Source organism: Mycolicibacterium arseniciresistens (genome assembly GCF_030519285.1).
Lineage (GTDB): Bacteria > Actinomycetota > Actinomycetes > Mycobacteriales > Mycobacteriaceae > Mycobacterium > Mycobacterium arseniciresistens.
In genome coordinates, this window is sequence record NZ_JAUMSQ010000260.1 from 1 (window position 1) to 2,375 (window position 2,375).

A 2,375-nucleotide genomic window follows, 5' to 3' on the forward strand; every position below is an offset into this window, starting at 1 on the left:
GCTGGAGGCCGCGGTGATCGCCGGGCTGACCAGCGAAGGCGTCGACGCGCTGCGGGTCGGCGTGCTGCCGACGCCCGCGGTCGCCTACCTGACCAGTGCCTACGACGCCGACTTCGGCGTGATGATCTCCGCCTCGCACAACCCGATGCCCGACAACGGCATCAAGATCTTCGGCCCGGGCGGTCACAAACTCGACGACGCCACCGAGGATCGGATCGAGGAGCTCGTGCAGGCCGGACCCGGTGAGCGGCCGGTCGGTGCGGGCATCGGCCGGGTTGTCGACGCCGAGGACGCGCTCGAGCGCTACCTGCGCCACGTCGGCAAGGCCGTCACCAGCCGCCTCGACGGCCTGACCGTGGTGGTCGACTGCGCGCACGGTGCGGCGTCGACCGCGGCGCCGCTGGCCTACCGCGCCGCAGGGGCCCGCGTCATCGCGATCAACGCCGAACCCACCGGCCTGAACATCAACGACGGCTGCGGGTCCACCCACATGGAGACACTGCAGGCCACCGTCGTCGCGCAGGGCGCCGACCTCGGCCTGGCCCACGACGGCGACGCCGACCGCTGCCTGGCCGTTGACGCCACAGGCCGGGTCATCGACGGCGACGCCATCATGGTCGTGCTCGCGCTGGCCATGCAGGAAACGGACGAACTGGCGTCGAACACGCTGGTCGCGACGGTGATGAGCAACCTCGGCCTGCACCTGGCAATGCGGGCGGCCGGCATCGAGGTGCGCACCACCGGCGTCGGCGACCGCTACGTGCTCGAAGAACTGCGAGCCGGTGAATTCACCCTCGGCGGTGAGCAGTCGGGTCACATCGTGCTGCCGTCGTTCGGCACCACCGGGGACGGCATCGTCACGGGCCTGCGGCTGATGTCGCGGATGGCTCAGACGCGCACACCGCTGGCCGACCTCGCCGCGCCGATGGAAACGCTCCCGCAGGTGCTGATCAACGTCCAGGTCGCGGACAAGGCGACGGTCGCGCAGGCTCCGTCGGTGCAGACGGCCGTCGCGCAGGCCGAGGCCGAGCTCGGCGACACCGGCCGGATCCTGCTGCGGCCGTCGGGAACCGAGCAGGTGGTCCGGGTGATGGTGGAGGCCGCCGACGAGGACACCGCTCGCCAGCTCGCCGTCCGTGTGGCGGAATCGGTGAGCGAACAGCGCTGACGCGGAACCGGATCACCGCCCGCGGCGTCCAACCCGGGTATGGGAGAACGTGACGCGACCCGCGTCGACGCAGCCGCGCTGCACGCCGCAGCACACCAGTACGAGTCGGCGGCCCGCCTCGTCGACACCGCGGTCCGCACTCATCTGAATGCGCTGACGTTCGACGGCGCCGCGGCGGGACGGGCGCACACCATGCGAGGCGAAGCGTTGCGCGCCGCCGTCGACGATGTCGTCGCTCCACTGCGGCAGTGGTCGAGGGCGGCGGCGGACATCGCAGTGCTGCTGCGGCTTTCGGCGGGCCGCTACACCGATGTCGATGCCGCTGCAGCACGTCGGGTCGGCTGAGCGATGGCCGGCCAGTTCGACGTCGCCGGCCGGCTGGCTGACGGGCAGCCGGCGGTCGACACCGTCGAAGCCTATGTATCAGCCTGCGCCGCACTCGGATTCGAACATCCAGATCTCACCGCCCGAGCTGGACAGGTGGACGGCTGGTACGGCAGCGAGTCCGGCATGGATCTGCGATCTCTCGACGCCGACTGCGCCCGGCTGCGAGCGGCGACGGCGGCCATCGAGCAGGCCCGAGACCTGCAGGACGGTACGGTCGGCGCGCTGGCCGACTCCTGGGCCGGATCCGGTGCGCGGTCGGCTCTGGAATTCCTGCGACGTCACGGTGGCGCGTCGGCGGTGGCGGCGACTGCGGTGCGCGCTGCGGCCGAGGTGCTGGCGGAACTGCGGGATGGTCTGTGGCGCAGCGTCGACGCCAAAGTCATCGCCACCCAGGCGATCGCCGACACGAGCGAGAGCGTGGAGTGGCGGGCGGCCGCGCATACGGTGCTCACCGGAGCCGGAGACCGCGTAGCGGCGAGTGAACTGGTCGATCTGCGCGTGAAACCGTTCGTCGCCGGCGAGGTCGGCAACGAATGGGTCAGCGCGATGCGGGCGGGTACCGACGACGTGGTGGCCGCGTACGGCGCGGCGACCGCGGAACTGACCGCAGGGCCGGTGCCCGTGTTCGAGGTGCCCGCCGATTGGGGGCCGGCGGCGATCCGCACCGCACCGGCCGGGCTCGCCGAAACACATTCTGTGACTGAGCAATCCGATAACGGGGCACCCGCATGGAGTGGCTCGCCGGCGTGGAACGCTTCCGCGGCCGGCGCAGCACCGTGGCCGGCCTCGTCACCGGCACCCGCCGCGGGGGAAGCGGCGC

General features: G+C 71.8%; 2 protein-coding genes and 1 pseudogene. All 3 read left to right on the forward strand.

The window, feature by feature from the left end; genetic code table 11:
* Positions 1–1,168: phosphoglucosamine mutase (gene glmM, locus Q2100_RS24600; protein WP_302916161.1), on the forward strand; the 1,168-nt coding region annotated here is incomplete at its 5' end.
* Positions 1,169–1,207: 39 nt separating this feature from the next.
* On the forward strand, positions 1,208–1,513 hold the full coding sequence (locus Q2100_RS24605; protein ID WP_302916162.1) for a DUF7162 family protein: 306 nt from the start codon (positions 1,208–1,210) through the stop codon (positions 1,511–1,513).
* A 3-nt stretch (positions 1,514–1,516) separates the two neighbouring features.
* Positions 1,517–2,375, forward strand: a pseudogene (locus Q2100_RS24610) (hypothetical protein); the annotation flags it as partial.

Coding starts and splice junctions, on each gene's coding strand:
- Q2100_RS24605 (WP_302916162.1), top strand. CDS start 1,208: ATGGGAGAACGTGACGCGACCCGCGTCGACGCAGCCGCGCTGCACGCC.